The organism is Pseudomonas sp. UC 17F4 (assembly GCF_900101695.1).
Taxonomy (GTDB): domain Bacteria; phylum Pseudomonadota; class Gammaproteobacteria; order Pseudomonadales; family Pseudomonadaceae; genus Aquipseudomonas.
Genome location: NZ_FNKV01000001.1, coordinates 5056054 through 5073500, shown reverse-complemented (window position 1 = coordinate 5073500; position 17447 = coordinate 5056054). Strand labels below are relative to the sequence as shown.

General features: G+C 53.1%; 15 protein-coding genes and 1 pseudogene. 11 read left to right on the top strand and 5 right to left on the bottom strand.

Going from position 1 to position 17447, the window contains the following annotated elements; all coding sequences use genetic code 11:
• Positions 1 to 305: 305 nt before the first annotated feature.
• Together BLR26_RS23040 and BLR26_RS23035 are read right to left on the bottom strand one after the other, a co-directional pair.
• Positions 306 to 1769: a methylenetetrahydrofolate reductase C-terminal domain-containing protein gene (locus BLR26_RS23040; protein ID WP_093385943.1), complete on the bottom strand. Its 1464-nt coding sequence runs from the start codon at positions 1767 to 1769 to the stop codon at positions 306 to 308.
• 112 nt (positions 1770 to 1881) lie between these two features.
• Entirely contained in the window at positions 1882 to 2556 is a 675-nt protein-coding gene (locus BLR26_RS23035; RefSeq protein WP_026013301.1) for an epoxyqueuosine reductase QueH, read from the bottom strand.
• A gap of 182 nt (positions 2557 to 2738) precedes the next feature.
• Here BLR26_RS23035 and BLR26_RS23030 point away from each other — a divergent pair, with 182 nt between their 5' ends.
• Positions 2739 to 3659 carry a LysR substrate-binding domain-containing protein gene (locus tag BLR26_RS23030; protein ID WP_026013300.1) on the top strand — a complete coding sequence of 307 codons (921 nt, stop codon included), beginning with the start codon at positions 2739 to 2741 and terminating at the stop codon, positions 3657 to 3659.
• 229 nt (positions 3660 to 3888) lie between these two features.
• On the opposite strand, the pseudogene BLR26_RS27565 reads toward BLR26_RS23030, so the two are convergent.
• A pseudogene (locus BLR26_RS27565) lies at positions 3889 to 4076 on the bottom strand (hypothetical protein).
• Between the two features lie 311 nt (positions 4077 to 4387).
• Between BLR26_RS27565 and BLR26_RS23020 the strand changes: the two are divergent.
• The 6 genes from BLR26_RS23020 to BLR26_RS22995 all read left to right on the top strand — a co-directional run bounded on the left by BLR26_RS23020 (position 4388) and on the right by BLR26_RS22995 (position 12735).
• Positions 4388 to 5611, top strand: a complete 1224-nt coding sequence (locus BLR26_RS23020; protein WP_256326758.1) for a hypothetical protein — start codon at positions 4388 to 4390, stop codon at positions 5609 to 5611.
• Positions 5608 to 6069, top strand: coding sequence for a three component ABC system middle component (locus BLR26_RS23015; protein WP_093385933.1), 462 nt, complete (start codon positions 5608 to 5610; stop codon positions 6067 to 6069). The genes BLR26_RS23020 and BLR26_RS23015 overlap by 4 nt, the downstream gene beginning before the upstream one ends.
• Entirely contained in the window at positions 6066 to 8072 is a 2007-nt protein-coding gene (locus BLR26_RS23010; protein WP_093385928.1) for a DUF3732 domain-containing protein, read from the top strand. Before BLR26_RS23015 ends, BLR26_RS23010 begins: the two co-directional genes overlap by 4 nt.
• Positions 8073 to 8286: 214 nt before the next feature.
• Positions 8287 to 10149: a serine/threonine protein kinase gene (locus BLR26_RS23005; RefSeq protein WP_093385924.1), complete on the top strand. Its 1863-nt coding sequence runs from the start codon at positions 8287 to 8289 to the stop codon at positions 10147 to 10149.
• 404 nt (positions 10150 to 10553) lie between these two features.
• Positions 10554 to 11432 carry a DNA-processing protein DprA gene (locus tag BLR26_RS23000; RefSeq protein ID WP_093385920.1) on the top strand — a complete coding sequence of 293 codons (879 nt, stop codon included), beginning with the start codon at positions 10554 to 10556 and terminating at the stop codon, positions 11430 to 11432.
• On the top strand, positions 11413 to 12735 hold the full coding sequence (locus tag BLR26_RS22995) for an HAD family hydrolase (protein ID WP_143013304.1): 1323 nt from the start codon (positions 11413 to 11415) through the stop codon (positions 12733 to 12735). Before BLR26_RS23000 ends, BLR26_RS22995 begins: the two co-directional genes overlap by 20 nt.
• Positions 12736 to 12847: 112 nt before the next feature.
• Here BLR26_RS22995 and BLR26_RS22990 read toward each other — a convergent pair whose 3' ends face one another.
• Positions 12848 to 13717, bottom strand: coding sequence for an ImmA/IrrE family metallo-endopeptidase (locus tag BLR26_RS22990; protein WP_093385911.1), 870 nt, complete (start codon positions 13715 to 13717; stop codon positions 12848 to 12850).
• An 11-nt stretch (positions 13718 to 13728) separates the two neighbouring features.
• Positions 13729 to 14103: a helix-turn-helix domain-containing protein gene (locus BLR26_RS22985; protein ID WP_093385908.1), complete on the bottom strand. Its 375-nt coding sequence runs from the start codon at positions 14101 to 14103 to the stop codon at positions 13729 to 13731.
• 212 nt (positions 14104 to 14315) lie between these two features.
• Here BLR26_RS22985 and BLR26_RS22980 point away from each other — a divergent pair, with 212 nt between their 5' ends.
• The 4 genes from BLR26_RS22980 (at position 14316) to BLR26_RS27370 (ending at position 17408) form a co-directional block, all read left to right on the top strand.
• On the top strand, positions 14316 to 15065 hold the full coding sequence (locus tag BLR26_RS22980) for a multiubiquitin domain-containing protein (protein WP_093385905.1): 750 nt from the start codon (positions 14316 to 14318) through the stop codon (positions 15063 to 15065).
• Complete coding sequence (locus BLR26_RS22975; protein WP_371128655.1) at positions 15001 to 16227, top strand: ThiF family adenylyltransferase; 1227 nt, start codon at positions 15001 to 15003, stop codon at positions 16225 to 16227. Before BLR26_RS22980 ends, BLR26_RS22975 begins: the two co-directional genes overlap by 65 nt.
• Positions 16224 to 16664 (top strand): ubiquitination-like system serine protease family protein, encoded by a 441-nt coding sequence (locus tag BLR26_RS22970; RefSeq protein ID WP_256326757.1) that lies wholly within the window; start codon positions 16224 to 16226, stop codon positions 16662 to 16664. Before BLR26_RS22975 ends, BLR26_RS22970 begins: the two co-directional genes overlap by 4 nt.
• 576 nt (positions 16665 to 17240) lie before the next feature.
• On the top strand, positions 17241 to 17408 hold the full coding sequence (locus BLR26_RS27370) for a hypothetical protein (RefSeq protein ID WP_176794289.1): 168 nt from the start codon (positions 17241 to 17243) through the stop codon (positions 17406 to 17408).
• Positions 17409 to 17447 lie beyond the last annotated feature (39 nt).

The window sequence follows — 17447 nt, the reverse complement described above, 5'->3', positions numbered from 1 at the left end:
CATGATTGCTCAGCGGAGCGGCGCCAAGGGGATTGTGGAATCTCAGTCTGGGGTTACCGCTGCGTTTGCCGAGAGGAATCGCTGTAATCCCTCTTTTCGATAACCTTGAAAAATATCGCTGCGTACCAGAATGTCCTGGGCTCGTACGTAAAAGTATTCGTGCTCGGCAATGGTGACCCGGCCATACCTGCGTGCAACCTTGTAGCGGGTTCGCCTGACTGATTCGATGACCGGAGGCGCTATCGACTGCTTCTGCGGCGTCGAGCCGTTACTTTCCTGGCTCAGTGCCTGCCGTGAGTTCGACGTCAATCGGATGTCCCTCTGGTCTGGCTAGCGTCAGCTTCAAACCACCGTGGCCAGGAGCTGCTGTGACGGCTGCCCTGTTCAACGCAAGGAATCAGTCGATCCGTGAGAATCTGAATTTGGCGAACCGATTTGGCAGTCCGGTACTTCACGCTGTGGATGCACTCGCGATCCCCAAACTCGCACCTGTTGAGGTGAGTGCCGCCGCAGGGGCCATTGGACAACCCTTTCGGGCATGTCTCAGGGCAGATATACAGCGTGTCCTCTAGTCGACACTGCCCACAAGTGTCGCAGCCTACCAACGGGCGTTTTAGGCTCCGCTCCAACTGGCGCAGTAAAGATGCCCCTCTGTATGACGACCATACCGGGCGGCGGACGGCCCACCCCAAAGCCTTGCCGAGCAATGTGGTGCGGCTGAACAGACTCGAATGAAAGCCCGCCAACACGTGATAGCGCAGCGTTTCTTTCGACGTCGCCTTTACGCTGGACTCACCCAGATACCAGCTTGCTCCAGGCGGATTGAATGTGACTGCCAACTGGCCTGGCGGCTGCCAGCTGTCCGCCCAGGCTGCTGACCAGTGTTCCAGCGAGCCGATGTTCTTCACCCAAACGGCAATTCTCTGCTCCAGAGCCTCAAGCTCTTGCGCGGTATGGATGCCAGACAGATGAATTCCCGCATACCCCATCAATCGCAAGCCAACGATCTGGAGGGCCAGCCGATCCGTGCAGCGTGACCGAGCATGCTCCTTGGAAACAGCTGCTTCAGCCGCAAGTACACCAAGCATTGAGGGGCTGACCACGATGCCTGGCACACTTTTCAGCAAGGATGCGCGCTTCTCGGTTAGCCCCATCACGCAAGCCAGCAGAGGCTTGGCCGTTTTCTGCCTGGTCATCCAAGTAATCGCCTCGATATGCTTCTTGGCATCGAAACCCAACTGGAGTGTGAGAAAATCTGCACCGGCAGCAAGCTTCTTATGCGCTTTGAGATACTGGGCGCAGCCTTCCTCTTCTCGATATTTAAATGGATTGAGTGCAGCCCCCAACAGCCAGTCCGGGCGAGCCGCGCGTGCGATTTGCAAGGCAGGCACCGACTCCAGATAACGCACCGGGTGCTGGCCGGGCTGATGACCTGGCAACCGGTCGCCACTGATGAGCAAGAGCTGATTTACACCCAGGCGATCCATTCTGTCCAACTCAGACAACAGGTCGGAACGCTCACGGTCTTTGCCAGAAAAGTGGATGAGTGCTGGAGTTGGCCCCTTGAGGGCAGCGCATGCATCTACGGGAGCAATATCGAATTTGCCACCGACGCGATCTGCGACAGCAGGAACGAGCGGCCATTCGTGAAGGCGCGATTGCTCCATCAGCGCTTCAAAAGCGGTAAAGCGCTCCGACGAAGGTTTGGGCACATACTCAACGACGCACGTAAACACGCCATCTAGCAGCGCCTTTTTCAACACACTCATTTTTTATCCGTATCGACGGGATCTGAACACTCAGCCGGGCATCCTCATCGCTTCCAACCACAAAATAAAGTGAGGAGTTTTCCTCATGCCTATGAGTACGGTTTCTCGAAGATCACGACTGAGCTGAACTGTCTTCGTCCTCATCCCCGTAATACTTCACGCCGATCCGGATGATGTCTCGCCCCTGATCCTTGCGATGGTGATTTGTGTCTCGCAACGAGTAGATGCAGCCGCAGTACTCTTGCTGATAGAAACGCTCGCGCTTGCTGATCTCGATCATTCGTGTCGAGCCACCACCCTTGCGCCAGTTGTAGTCCCAGTAGGTGACACCGGGGTATTTCTGCGCGCTGCGAATGCCGCTGTCCGTGATCTGCTTCATGTCTTTCCAGCGGGAAATACCCAGCGAGCTGCTGATCGTGCTGAAGCCGTGCTCGAAAGCATAAAGCGCCGTCCGTTCGAAGCGCATATCGAAGCACATGGTGCAGCGCACACCGCGTTCCGGTTCATGCTCCATGCCCTTGGCACGCGCAAACCAGTTATCGGTGTCGTAGTCGGCATCGACAAACGGCACGTTATGGTCTTCGGCAAAACGGATGTTTTCATCCTTGCGCAGCAGGTATTCGCGCTCAGGGTGAATGTTCGGGTTGTAGAAAAAGATCGTGTAGTCGATCCCCGACGCCGTGATCGCCTCCATCACCTCTCCCGAGCATGGCGCGCAGCAGGAGTGCAGGAGCAGTTTGTCGGCGCCGTTGGGCAGGGTGAGCAGGGGGCGCTTTACTGCTGTCATCGCGAACGTCCCTCGCTTATCTCCGCGCCAGCTATGCGTCCAATGTGGGGAAATTCGAAGGTTTGGGCCAAAGCCATCAGTGTGTTTCCAATCCGTTTATCTAGTAGACCAATTGTCGGCGCTTGATCTATGGTGAGACAAACTAATTTTATTACTCACAAACTCAAATTTTATTCATAGTCATGATCGATATTCGTCATCTTAAAACCGTACAAGCCATGCGGGACACCAGCAGTCTGGTGGAAACGGCTGAGCGTCTGAACCTGACCCAGTCAGCCATTTCCCACCAGCTCAAAGAGCTGGAAGAACGGATGGGGATGACGCTTTTTACTCGTAAATCAAAGCCGATGCGCTTCACCAGCGCAGGCCTGAGATTGCTGAGATTGGCCGACGAAGTGCTGCCATTGCTGCGCGAAGCCGAGCGTGATTTCAGCCGGTTAGCAGGTGGTTCGGCTGGGCGGTTGCATCTCGCGATCGAGTGCCACAGCTGCTTCCAGTGGCTGATGCCAGCCATTGACGCTTTCAGGACATCATGGCCGGAGGTCGAGATGGATCTGGCATCCGGATTCTCGTTCGCACCGCTACCTGCCTTGGCCCGTGGAGATCTGGATTTAGTCGTGACGTCCGATCCGATCAACCTGAACGGGATCACCTATGTGCCGCTGTTCACCTATGAAGCATTGCTGGCTGTGGACAATCACCATCCGTTGGTGGAGAAGAGCGTCATCGAGCCAAAAGACTTGAAGCCACTCACGCTGATCACCTATCCAATCGAACGAGACAGGCTCGATATCTTCACCCGTTTTCTTGATCCCGCCGATATAGAACCGCTCAACGTTCGAACTTCCGAGATGACGGTGATGATGATGCAATTGGTGGCTTCCGGCAGAGGCGTTTGCTGCCTGCCCAACTGGGCGCTTCACGAATACACCTCGCGCGGATATGTCACTGCCCGGCGCCTGGGTAACAAGGGGTTGTTTCCCACGCTTTTCGCGGCAGTGCGCTCAGACATGCTGGCTACGCCTTATATGAGCGATTTTCTGCTGACTGCGAAAGACACGTCCTTCTCAACGCTCGCGGGGATCAGTGCGGTTCGGGAATAGTGGGATACAACCAAGGCTGGAAACAAAAGGGTATCTGGGGCATGGCCTGGATACGCTGATGCATCGGGGTTTCTCATCATTCAGGTGTCAGCAATGGGTCGATTTCTGCGGGTCAAGGCATACGCGTGCGCTGGTCAAATAGGATGCAAACAACTGGTCAAGTCGAGTGCAAATGGGTGGTCAAATCCATGCAATTACGCACCAAAGCGGTGCCGCTTTGCGTGGTGGATCAGTCGTCCAGTTCCACGGCGATGTGTCGTATCAAGTATCGAGGACTCTTGCTCCGGAAATGTCGTACATGATGCTGCGTTTGCGGCGAGGGAGCTTCTTGGCCATGGCTGATTTCCGGATGGCAGCGTCTGTGCCATGGATTCGCTCTGCTAACAGCAGCACGAGTATCGCATCTGATAGGGTCATGATCGGGCTTTCTGAAAGGCGGCCGGCGTGAAGGGGGCCATTTTTCTCAGGTCTGCCCACGATAACTAGGTGTAGCGTAAGGCTAGCGCTGAGTCAGTGCGTAATGGCCATTGGCGACCATCGAGTGTCAAACTGCTACTATATACCCAATTATTAGACATAACTGTATTTATATACAGTATTCGTATAACAGTTCTCGACCTTATCTGCCCAAGGTGACTGGCGTGGATTTGCTAACCGCATTTCGGTTACTGGTGTAGCTGAGCACAGGGCAGGTCTCCGGTAGGGAAGGGAACCCAATTGGAATGTGTATGGATACGACGCAATCTCCAGATGCGACGCAACCCAGCGACGCGCCCTTCCCCTTCGATGCAACTCTTCTCTTCAAGGCGCTTCAATACCAGCTCTTGGTGGCTGTCGAGCATTGCTATGACCTTAAACCGGACGAAAGTCTATGGTTGGAGGTGTTCGGTGACGTTACGGTTCCCGGGAACTCCCAGACAGAGGTCAAGCTCTACAGCGACAATTTGACTGACAGCCACTCGAACTTCTGGAACACCCTGAAAAACTGGCTCCATGAGAAGTTCGTTCGTACGTCCTACAAGCGCCTAGTGCTATTGACGACGCAGGAGTTTGGCCCGCAGAGCAAGCTCAAGGGCTGGAACAAGCGTACGCCTGAGGAACGTCTGGCGATCATGGAGAAGATCTTCAACGCTAACCATGGAAAAGCGGCGAAGAAAGCTGCAAAGGAAGCCGAGGCAGGAGACGATCCCTCTGAGCCTTCTAAGTCCCAATCTCTGCAGCACTATGTGATGGACCCCAGGCGCCGTCAGGCGTTGATGGAGATCCTTGAGCGTATGGTCATTACGACAGGGGCGGATTCGCTGGAGCAGCGGATCGAGAAGTATCAGAACCGGCACCTCAAACCGATTCGTCCTTCTAAATACCAGCAGTTCATAGATGACCTACTCGGTTTCATTTCCAGTACCAAGCTTGTGAATGAGGGATGGCAGATCACCCATAAGGCGTTTACCGACAAGGTCTCTGAACTCAGTTCGCTGTACATGAAGCACCCCAAGACCTTCCCTCCAGTTGACATCGCTGGCCTCAAGAAAAACATCGACATCAATGAAATACGCCCGATGCCATTTGCGCAAAAAATCATTGAAATTGGAGCTGAGTCTGAGCTTAAGCTGGCAGCACTCCATCGGGTAGTCGCACAAACGACCATTTCAGAGCTCTACACCGATGGAGTACTGTTCAAGCCTGCAGTCGATCTCTATTTCAGTAACGAGCTGACCATGCACAAGTACGGTCGTAAGGCCGCAATGCTCGACTGTATCGGTGTGACGTGCACAACTAAATTGAAGACTGATTCGCAGAAGTTTTACTTCCAGCGTAACGGGGTAACTGTTGAGCCATTTTGTGGGTTGCAAAACACGATGCCAGAGTTCCGAAACGGTGTTTACCACCTGCTAGCCGAGGAAACCCCGGAGGATGAAGACGATGAGTTCCACTGGAGACTGTGGCTATGACTACGAAAGCCTCTGAGCACCTGTACACACTCCATCGTACGCCCTTCGCGTTAGCGCCCGTCATCCAGAATTTCTACCATGACTGGGAGCCTGTCGAGAAGGACATCCTTCTGAGTTACTTGATCCTGCCGCTCGTTACCTTCAAACCAATGCACCCGTTCCTGAAGCAGGCTCGAAATGATAGCTCAGTCCGCACGATGACTTCTGAGTCCAAGAGGTTGATCGGGTTGGCGCTGCGTGTTGAGGAGTTCAAGCCCATCACCAATGCTGCCCTACAGATCCTTGCTGCAGGGAAAAACATTACCGTTATGCCGGACTTGTCGATTCGATCTATAAAGCGACCTCAAAAGGCCAATGCTGATGCCACATTGCTGAGATACAGCCAGAAGCTCGCAATGGTGCTGTCAGGTGAGGACATTGTTGCGACTTATAAAATGCTAGGGCTCAAATCGCTATGAAGTGCTACGTACGTTACATCGGCGTTGTCGATAATGATCATGATGTTCACTCCGTCCCCTTTGAGCCAGGCCTTAATATCATCACTGGTAAGTCGTCGAAAGGTAAGAGCGCCATCCTGGACATCTTCGACTACTGCATGGGCAGTTCCGAGGACACAATCCCTGAGGGAATTATCACTGATCGAGCCAAGCTATTTTTTACGGCACTGCGCTTCCCGTCCACGATGGTGGTGGTAGGCCGTGTACTGGGCTCAAATCGGTGCTTTCTACGTGAAATCTACGGGGAGGCTGCAGACAATGCTCTGGTGCTTATCAAGGAGGTTGACGAATTTTTTGCTTCTCAGTATTTCCAGCATCGCACTGATTTTATCAAGAGCTTGGGGCGGCACTTCGGTGTGACGCTTGAAAATATTGACGAAGACGAGATGCGCAAGGAGGTCACGGGTGCGAAAGGCGCTACGCCTTCGGTGCGTAGCTTCTCGTCCTTCATGCTGCAACATCAGAACTTGGTGGCTAACCGTCATGCGATTTTTTATCGCTTCGAAGAGAAGCGGAAACGCGACCAAGCCATCGAGCACTTCAAAATCTTCATGGACATCGTCGGCGAGAAGTATTTTGACCTCGCTAAAGAACGCACAAATGCCATGTATGAGTGGAAGCGGGCGAAGGCGCAGATACCCCTGCAAGACAAAATCCAGGCCGCATTCGTAGCTGAGTTCTCCTGTTATCTGGCAGAGTATTTGGCATTCACGGGGGGGGCGCTGACGGATCTGACTCCTGAAATGATGTGGCTTAAGCCTGAGGATGCGTTGGCCCATCTGACTGGCCTCTACGTCCAAGTAAAAGGGTCATCCGAACAGTTCGAGTTGAGGCGGGCAGCTCTCCAGCAAGAAAAAGCGATTGTGATGTCTCACATCCAGAAGGCGCTAAATACTGGGTACCTCTTGGACGTATCTGCAAAAAAAGCTTCAGGCCTCGCCAGCTCCGTTGAGGCTTTGCACATACCTACCACTGCCAAACTAGAGCAGGGGGTATGTCCGGTATGCGACTCTCAATCGGACGTTGCTGAAGATGAGGCCAATAAGCTTTCGGAGGCCATTCATTGGCTCAACAGTCAGCTCAAGATTTCCAGTTATGCACGGGAAGGTTTCGGTGAAGAGCGTAGGAAGGTAGAAAAAGAACTAGAGATGCGTCGTGGCGAGCTTCGGATTGTACAGCAAGCGCTCAAGCCTCTGGACGAGGAAGCTGATCGCCTGGCGAGATCAAGATCTGTGGATGCGTCTGCGCTGAAGACGAAGCTCAAGCTTGAGCTGGCTCTTGAACGGTGCATCGACAATCCTCCATCCCAGGCGGCAGAGCTAGCGAAACACTGGGCTGCGGAGGTTGAGAGGATCCAGAAACTCATGGACGAGTACGACGTGGATGCCAAATTGTGGGCCTTGAAAAATGGCATAAATAAGAAGTTGGAGGAGTTCGGCAAGTATTTTGAGTTCGAGGAAACTTACAAAAAGGGTTCTCTGAAATTTGACCTGGACACGTTCGACCTTTGGCATGAGACGCCGCGTGCAGGTGGCCTCCCGAAAAAGGTTTACTTGCGCTCGATGGGAAGCGGAGCTAACTGGCTCTACTCTCATCTTACGCTGTTCATGGCGCTTCACTATCAGTTTGCTGCCTATGCGACGTGTAAGGTGCCAGCCATCCTGTTCTTGGATCAGCCAACACAGGTGTACTTCCCATCCACTGACGAAGACGCTGAAAAATTCAAGCCTGACGATCTGAGAAGGGGCAGGATTACTAACAAAACGGTCGATGAAGATCTGGATGCGGTTTCTAAGATGTTCACTGCCTTGGCTGAGTTTTGCGACGATACCTTCTTGGATACAGGCGTAAAGCCTCAGATCATCGTCTGTGATCATGCCGATCGTATTCCTATGGGGGAGGATTACGTGTTCGATGACTTCGTTCGTGCTCGATGGAGAACGCATGGGCTTATTGCTGACTAACGCCTCCTCACCATGAGCTCAGGTCATGGATCTAGGGTGGTCTGACCTTTAGATCGGGCCACCCGAGAATTTGATGGGCAAGTGGTCAGGCGATCGCCGTGCTCATAATTTCTGAGGACTACTTGTACCTAGCTAGTTTCCAAAGCAGGTAAAGACACTCATACGTCGATCGTATGTTGTTAGACTGCCGCTTTCGCTTTGTGAGCGCTGTGTTATGTCGAGTGACAAGGGGATGGGGCGGCGTGAGATTGGCGGATGGCGCCTCTCTAAGCGTCTCGGAAAAGGTGGGAATGGCACCGTGTGGCTTGCCCAAAAAGGTGGGCAAAAAGGTGCAATGAAAATTCTTCAGGCTACATCCCTCACGGCCAAAAAGCGTTTTCATGACGAAGTGAAGTCCATGAGGCTTTGTGCAGGCATAGCCGGCGTGCTTCCAGTTTTTGAAGCCCAGGTTGATCCTGATGAACCTGGAGAGAAGTGGTTCGTCATGGGCTTGGCCAAGGTGTTAACAGAAAAGCTGGGCAGCAGGTCAACCCTTCACACGGTTGTCGAGGCATTTGCAGCCTACGCTGAAACGCTGGCTAAGGTTCACGAGCTGAAGGTATCTCATCGCGATATCAAACCTGACAACCTTTTCCACTACGATGGAGGATGGGCTGTCGGTGATTTTGGATTAGCCACCTTCAAGGGCAAGAAAGCGGTGACTGGTGGTGGCAGGAAAATTGGCCCTATCTATTACCTAGCCCCTGAAATGCTCAACAACCCTGGACGTGCGGACGAGCGCTGTGCGGATGTGTTCTCATTAGCAAAGTCATTGTGGGTCGTAGCCACAGGTCAGCATTACCCATTACCTGGTAGCTACGATCTTGCTCACGCTGCTTTTGGGATAGGCTCCTACGTCTCGGGAGAGAGGGGTGTCGCAGAGCTCGATCGATTGATCGCTTCCGCGACTGCGTTTGAACCTTCAAGTAGGCCAACGATGAAGCTCGTTGGGGAAGAACTTCGAGCCTGGTTGGCTCCCAAGACAGAGATTTCTATGCCCATCAATATGGACTTTAGAGAGCATATTGCAGCCATTGAAAAATGGCAGGATTCTCGAGTACGTGCCGCCAAGTCGCAGGAGCTTCGTGGTGAGGCTATCAAGGTAGTTAAAAATCGCTTATATAACTCGCTAATCCCCTCGTTCTCGGGCTTGCAAGAGTCAATAGAGAAAGCGCTTAAAATTAATGTCGCTATAGATACAAATCCCCAGAATGGTTTTGTACAGCTTCGTGTGGAAGCCCCTGCGGAACAAAATAGCGAGGCCTTCTTGTTTTTGACCCTGGATCTGGATTGTGAATCCTTTCCAACGGTTAGTCTTCAAGGGTGCATAATGCTTGAGTGGCGCAGTAAAGCTGGGTTTTTCAATTTAATTTGGAATGATTCTTACGACTTCATCGAGGGTGGTGCGGATGAGGCCGTCAAGCTTGATAAGCTCAGGTCTGATATGACTGAGGCGATGGTTGATGCCTTATCTAAATCCTTAGCTCTGGTTGTTACTAGCGAGAATACTCCCGAGCTAGCCAAGTCGATGAGTGTCACGGTTCGTGATAGTCGTGGCGAAATGCTGGACGGAGCATCCGTACGGGTTGTCGACATGGAAGGCATTACCTTAGCGAATGTGACTGCAGTAAATGGGGTGGCAGAAGTAAATCTATCCATGGCCAACAAGGTTTTGATCTTTGTTGCCCACAGCTCATTCAAATCGACAGTGATCACTCAGCCTGGTGCGGACAACCATGTTGTACTGTTTGGAGGTGTCCGCTCAGGATCGATGGTGTGCGGAGATTCTTGGGTGGGAGTGAGGGGGCTTGAGGGAGATTTGGGATTTATGCACGATGAGATCAAGGGACGAATTCATCGCCTTTATGTAAACTTAAAGGGGCTTTCGGGTAATGGTGGTGAACAAGGTGCTGTTCATTTGTCAATCGGTAAGCCGGTTAGACTTAAGGATAGGGCCGGGCGAGTAGTTTTTATCACTCCTCGCGCAGTGGTGGGGAAGAACTTCCTGATAGATTTTGAACATGCTGATGATTATTAAAATTCCAATGGCTCCGCTTTCTCCAATTAACTTTCCGGGGACGGATTTAGTAGTCCTGATACATCGTTCTGGAGTTTTCTGAGTCGGCCAGCCGGCACGCTCAGCACCTGATAGATGGGCTGCTGGAGAGGCTGCTGCCGACCAAGCTTACGCGGCAAATGCGGGCTGCTCGGCTGTCCAATCAGCTAGGGATGTAAAAGGCAGGAAAAGCTCCTGGACAAGGGCGCTTATCCGAATTATTGCCTCGCTTTATTGCATTCCGTATTCGCTCGGGTAGCGTTCCTACCTTTCATGCTTCCCTTGCCGCCAGTGTAGTGGTAATTTGCCACTATCGATGGCAGGCACTCCGTTTCTGCGGAGGCAAGGGAATAGTCATTCAGCCTGCATTGGAGAGGATTCCACCTGTGCTTTTGGATCAACTGCCTCACAGTCACCAACGTCTTGCGTGGATGCACGCTGTACTGGTGCTGTCGAAAAAAATCGGGATTGGTAGCTCTAAAGCCAATGACGAGCTACGGAAGTCATTGGTAAAGGCAGGTTCTCTCGAGAACATCTATAGCGACCACTTCTCCATGATTCCTGTGGAGGAGGATGTTGCGCTCAAAGTCTTTGAAAAAATTCAGAAGTTCAAAGCTGATTATGACGTCGTAACCTGTCTGGATGACCGCTATCCAAAAGTATTACGAGATTATCCTGGCACCCCACCTATCTTGTATTTTCAAGGCGACTTAGCACTTGCGTCTGTGGAGAAAACGATAGGTTTTGTCGGCACTCGTGAGCTTTTTGATGAGTCTCACCGTGATCATGGGCGGCGGGTGATACGTCGATTAGCAAAGTCTGGTTTCGAGGTCGTGGTTAGTGGCCTTGCTGAGGGCTCAGATACTCTTGGCCATGAGGCAGCAATTGAAAATGGTGGACGAACGATTGCTGTCTTGGGCACACCATTGAACATGCATTATCCCAAGAGTAATGCTGCACTGCAGGATGAAATAGCCGCTAACCACTTAGTAGTCACAGAGTACCCTATAGGTATTGGCTCCTTCGGATCATTTTTTGCCAATCGAAATAGGACGACAGTTGCCTTGTCATCAGGGGGAATTGTTGTCGCGAGAGCAGGTGATAAGAGCGGCACTCAGCATGCAATTCGAATCTGTTTAGAACAGAACAAGCCTTTGTATGTCCTGGAGAATAATATTCGGGAGTCCGCCTATACATGGGTTGTTAAAAACAAGGATAGGATAAAAGTTATTAGGGAGAATTTCGATGTGGGTGCTTCTGTTTGATTTAGACTTTACACTTGCAAATACAGCGCAGTGCCTTCCTTATATGACAAGTGCCGTGGGGCGGGAGGCGGTGGTAGGCGCGCTTGAGCGGCGGACTATCACCGTTAATCCGTACTATGAGCGGCTTGTAGCAGGTTTTAATGACTCATGTCGGAATAATGTTGCAGCGGTAGTTTTGTCTGACTCTCCCAAAGCCTACTGCCTTAAGGTTCTTGAGGTTTGTGGTTACACGATTGACCAACGGCTGGTATTTGGTAATCAAAAGAAACCCATGGTCGACTTCGAAACACTGAAACTGGACTTGGTTGAAGTGCTTGGCGTACCAGCAGATCAGATGAAGTTTCTTGTGGTAGGTGACAGCCCTAAAGATATTTACTTTGCGCACCGAATCGCTGCTCCTTCGATCTATGCTAGATGGGGTTCCAGGCATGATTTCAATCTGGCCAGGAAATCTAGTCCGACAAGAGTGGCTCAGAATTACGAGCAATTACACGAGCATGTGGGAGCGTTCCTTGGGGATGTTCTTACGTATACGAGCCACGACTTCTATCAAAATTTTGATTTCCATGATCCTGCTGCCCTAAATTGTATTGAGCTGGATCAGGGCTCAATCGGTCATGGCCGAGAGTATGTGCCAAATCCTGAGCACTATAGAGGCGCGGAGGACAAAGGGGCCTCCCGTGATCTGCGCTGGGTGATCAAGCCTGCCAAGAATTATGATATCTGGCATCATCGGCGAAATCTTCCGATGCAAATGTACGGATCGGCTGGTGTGTTTGAAACACGGGCTCTTAAAAGTCTCGCGGGAATCTACAAGAGATCATTCATCGAATGGTTGGATGAGCATGATGTTCACGGCAAGGTTTTGCTTGTGCCCGTGCCTCCCTCGGTACCTGGTGAGTGCAACCTGAGCAACCCGGTAGCAATAATTTCAGAATTCTGGAGTGCCTGGGTAACAGCGGCACTTGATGATGTTGAGATGGTGAATTATGACGTGTTTCGTCGAATAGTTCCCAAGCAGCCGTCCCATGATACGACTGGGCGGCGACATATGGACGACCAATTCCCCACGCTAGGGGTTGAGCGGGGGGCTCGATATCAGGGCGGGGATGTGGATTATGTGATTATCCTCGATGACGTGGTCACGTCGGGGGCGCACATGAACGCAATTGCCTCGATCATCAACTCAGTAGACCTCATTCCTGGTGATCCTGTCATTTTAGGGTATGCGCTATTTAAAACCGTTCACCCTGAAAATGATGTCGCGATTGATGATGTCTTCGACTTTAGCTTTCTAAATTAATGTCCAGGCTTGGTCATTCTATGGCCTGCTCAATTCGCGGAGCAGGCCATTTGCAGGGAAGGCAAGATCCTAGTCAGTCTGCTGCTAAGCCGTCCTGATTGAACGCGAGTCACTACCGGTACTTCGACCACCCAGGCCGGCCATCGAGCTCTTCCAGAAGATCATCGTCATCATGTCTCGCTCGATGGCTGTTCGACATAGGGCGAGGATCCATTTCCTCGAAGTTCAGGATCGACTGGGTCTGCCTGGTGGGGGCATGGTACGTGGCTTGCTCGTAGCAGGCGAATCGCCGAGCATCGTCACTGGTGCTCCAGTCCGTTCCCTCAATGTCTACCTCATGAAGGCCACTGATGCCGGCTTTATGCGCTTTGGCTGCTGCGGAGTTTTGAGGAAGGGGAATCCCTTTGGTGATCCACACCCTGGCATCGCGCAGGGCCTTCGAGCAAATTGAATACTTCACTACACCGTCTTCAGCGACCACAAATGCCAAGTGGCCCTCAGAGGCCTGTGCGAACTTGGAAGCGACACACGAGCGGGATGCCTGGAAGTGTTCTGCCAGTTCGGAGAGGTGCTCCAGAGTGAAGTCCTTATCCCCTGCGAGCGGCTGGATCATTGCCCAAGGAACCAGGCACTCAGCCGCAAAGGTGTCGCATGCAATCTCCTCTTGAGGGCGCCCTGTGAAGCGTTCAAGCTCATCAGAGGGCACCTTCTCGCCGTGCAAGGAGGGCAGTTCTAGGACGTGGTGTGCGATCTCGTGAAGGATTGTGAAGCGCTGTCGAACGACGCTGTCCTTGTTGTTGACCCAGATGTGCTTCTGGCCGCGCCTCTCAAAGGTGCTACCTGCTTCACCCTCGGGTAGCTCCATTCGCGAAACCTTGAAGCCCAAATGGAGCGCAAGTGCTTCGACGTCGACGGGGGCTGTCTTGATGCCAGCGTCCTTCAGCAGCTTTCTCGCCTGTGAGACCACAACGTTTTCGTCCATGAAAATCCTCGCTAGTGCATTTGCTGAATGAGTTCGATCCGCTTGAGCCAGGCCTCTTGGGTGTTCGGACGCTCACCTCGGAAGCTCATGGTAGCTACGTCCTCAAAATCTTCCCATTGGATGTCCGGGCGGGAGACCATCAGGTGATAGAGGGAGTCCTCAACGACGACCGACTTGGCCAGCAGTTTGAAAACAGCTTCCTCCCGGTCATCAAGCTCAAGCGCATGACTCAGGCGCGCAATGACCTCCGTCGACGGGGAAGCTCGGTCTCCCTTCTCCAATCTCCAGATGTACGCGTGATCCAGGTCGCCGGCACGCCTCTCTAGGTCACGAAAGCTCAGCTCTTTTCGTTCACGCATTGTTGCGATGAACCCAGCCAAATCCATTTTTTTCTCCAACCTCTTGCATTGCCCTGATGGGCGGGAGTAGTCTGTTGCCTAGCCAGACAACAGCTCGCTATTCATGATCCATGATAAGCGGCTTTTTTTTGAAGTCCACTGTTGTCTGGCTGGACAACGACCCTTGGGTCGTTTTTTAAGGACGGTGGTGTTGTCTGCGCGGACAACAGCTCATTTGGTTCAGATACGAGGATTCACCCATGAGTCAATTGAACGATTTTGAGGTTGAGGACGTGGCTGCCGCCGTCTTGGCGGGCCGCGAGGTGCGTGACCACGGCCCGTACAAAATCCAGCTCGGCAACGATGCGCTGGAGTACCGGCCACTGGTGATCGCTGATCCTGTCCCAACCGGGCAGCAGGTATTGGAGGCTGCTGAACTCCGCCCGGTTGACGAGTACCTGCTGTTCCAGCTTCTCACCAACGGCCACTTGGAGCTGCTCAGCCCTAGTGAGACCACAGACCTGCGCCAGGCGGGCATCGAGAAGTTCCTGGCATTCAAAAGCGACCGCACCTTCCGGTTCTTCATCGATGGGCAGGCGCAGGACTGGGGGGCTCAACGCATCTCTGGTCGCACCCTGAAGAAACTGGCCTGCGTAGATGCTCAGAAGTACGACATCTTCTTGGTCATCCCGGGGGATGACGATGAGCTGATCGAAGATCGCGACCTGTTCGACTTGGCGCGCCCTGGTGTCGAGAAGTTCGCTGCGGTGGAGATCAACATCAAGGTCTTCGTAAACACGCAGCCGGTGTTCGTCCATTCGCGCAACCTCACCTACTGGGAAGTAGTACGGCTGGCCTACCCAGAAGCCGTGCCAGACCCGAACGCCCACTTCACCGTTACCTTTGCGAAGGGCCACGAAGGTAACTCGGCAACCAACCTGGTCGATGGCCAACACGTCCGTATCAAGAAGGGGATGCACTTCAATGTCACACCAACTGATAAGTCGTAGTCCTCACCTCCTGCGCTTGCGCAATGAAGGGTACAACCTGGACACCAAGGACGGTTATCTCTTGGTTCGGGACGTACCCTACGTAAATGCTCAGCGCCAGGTGTGCAAAGGCGTGCTGGTCATGGCGCTCAATCTGACCGCTGATGTGGCGGTCAGTCCGAGCGACCATACGGCACACTTCATCGGTGACCGCCCTTGCGATTCGCAAGGGCGTCCCCTCGAGCAAATCATCAACAACAGCAATCCGAATCAGCTGCTGTCTGATTTGCTCGTGAACCACTACTTTTCGGCCAAGCCCAAGGCAGGCCACTATGCCGATTACTACGAAAAGGTCTCGATCTACGTTTCGATCCTGAGTGGCCAGGCTCAGGCCATTGATAAGGATGTCACTGCCAAGACCTTTGCCCCCTTCCGTTCGGATGTAGAGGAAACGGTTTTCGCCTACACCGATACGGCATCAGCACGCGCTGGCATCGGAGCGCCTACCGAGAGGTTCAAGGGGTTGAAAGTAGCAGTGGTGGGGCTTGGCGGTACGGGTGCCTACATCCTGGATCAGGTTGCTAAGACGCCCGTCGCGGAGATCCATCTGTTCGATAGCGACGTACTTCAGCAGCACAACGCGTTTCGTTACCCTGGGGCTGTTTCCTTCACCGACCTGCAGCGGGGAATGAAGAAGGTCGACTACCTCAAAGAGAAGTACGGGGAGATGCACCGCAACATCACCGCCCATGCGTGCATGATCACAGCGGAGAATGTCGCTGAGTTGAGTGCCTTCGATTATGTGTTCCTCAGTGTCGATAACGCGACGGTGCGTGATCTGGTGGTTAAAGCGCTGCGTGGTACGAAAACCTCGCTGCTTGATGTCGGTATGGGGGTTCACCTCGTCGGCGATACGCAACAGGTGTGGGGGATGTGCCGTGTTACGACCCTCACACCAGAGCATTATGATCACGCCGATCGCACCATGCCGCTCACTGAGAACTCTGCCGAGGATGCCTATCGTTCGAACATTCAGATCGCTGACCTGAATGCACTTAACGCGGTACTGGCGGTCGGCACCTGGAAGCGGCTCTGTGGGTTTTATGTTGACCAAGTCCAGGCCGACCACTTCACTTACTCGACCAACATCAACGAGATGGGCAACAGCGAGGAGCGCCCATGACCATCAAGAGTCTCACACCTCAGTTCGTTGAGAGCTTCCCGCAGAAGCTGGAGCCCGGTGAGCTGTACATGGCAATGGAGTTCGCAACTGCAGCACACCTGTGTGCCTGTGGTTGCGGCAATAAGGTGATCACGCCGTTCTCGCCAACCGACTGGCAGATGTCTTTCGATGGCGAAACGGTGTCGCTCAAGCCTTCCATTGGTAACTGGACGTTCAAGTGTCGTTCCCATTACTGGGTGCGGTCTGGTCGCATCGAGTGGGCCGGCAACATGTCCCAGGAAGCGATCAACGCAGGACGCAAGCGCGATGCCGAAGCGAAAGCACGGCGGCAACCTTCCAGGCCAGTGGGCGATGTAGATCGTCATTCTGCACCAACCCAGCAGCCGGCTGAGCCTACGTCGCTGATCAGTAGGCTGAAGAGCTGGCTCGGCTTGTGATTCCCGAGCGACGGGCGTCTTATAAAGGAAGAGGGCCCAGGAGGAGAAATGGCCCTCAACCACCCCACACCTACCTCACACGCCCCGCCTAAATCATCAGTTCATCACTGGTACAGCTCGGTGAAATGACCTCCTGACTGCATCAAAATAGTGCGTAAAAAATCATAAATTACACTTTAAGTGTATGATCGCCATATGCCATACTCGGTTTATCCAATGATTCTCGCCCTGCTAGGGCACCTCTGTGACGGAGGTTTTGGCGTTTGCAGCGCCGGCTAGTAGGGGAGAACTGTCACGGTTTTTGTTGGGAAGCAAAACTGTGACGGCGCTACCGTTTGGCGGATCCTGAGGCTGGTGGTTCGTGAACCTTGGAGCTTTGGCTCGGTCTGAACTACAGTCGTGATGCCGTTTGTCGGCTGACGACAGGTACTGCTTGTGAAGCTTGGCGAGCGGATTCGATAATCCGCGCCGCCGCCGCAAGCGCGTCGGTACCACGTTGCCAACCAGTGGAGTTAGTGGTCGCGCATTTGGATTCGTTGATGCACCGTGGAACCAATATTCTTAGAGGATGGAGCTATGACTCTGGAGCGTCTGATCGAAGAAGCCCGCACCCGTAACGGTACTCATGCAGAGAGCCTGCGGATCGCTCAGGAACGTATGGCTGAGACCAACCGTCGCCTGGCGCGTGAATTTGCAGCCCAGGAAGTCACCCCGGCTCTGCTGGCTAAGACCTGCAGCCTCTAAGCATTCTGTCTTTGTAAAAGCAGCCTGATGGGCTGCTTT